Source organism: Vibrio sp. 10N.222.46.A1 (assembly GCF_041473595.1).
Classification (GTDB): Bacteria; Pseudomonadota; Gammaproteobacteria; order Enterobacterales; family Vibrionaceae; genus Vibrio; species Vibrio tasmaniensis_A.
This window is the reverse complement of the sequence record NZ_JBFRSN010001462.1, coordinates 1-339: the sequence shown is the minus strand read 5'-3', so window position 1 is coordinate 339 and position 339 is coordinate 1. Positions and strand designations below refer to the sequence as shown.

The window sequence follows — 339 nt, the reverse complement described above, 5'->3', positions numbered from 1 at the left end:
AGAGGGAACAGTTCAATCTGATAATTTACTTTATTTTCAGGATATTGCAAAATATACGCCAATCAATTACCTTGGCAAGTTATCAAATAAACTCGAACTCAATGAACAACAATTTACTGGTTATCAAAAAGATTTAGCCAATCAAATTATTATCAATGCGGTAATTGCTTGTAGAAAATATAGCTATTTTAAAGTTGCAATTTGGTTTACTGTCACTGCGCTTATTTCCCCTTTGGGTTGTCTAGTTTTATTCGTATTAAGAGTTAGTAAATGAAAAAAGATATTGATAATAAAGTTAAATCTATAATTGACGATGCATTTGAAGTAACAGACATAAAG

General features: G+C 29.2%; 1 protein-coding gene. It reads left to right on the top strand.

The window, feature by feature from the left end; genetic code table 11:
* Nucleotides 1-274 (top strand): Pycsar system effector family protein (locus AB4496_RS27375; RefSeq protein ID WP_372133109.1); only part of this gene is annotated, 274 nt, incomplete at its 5' end.
* Nucleotides 275-339 lie beyond the last annotated feature (65 nt).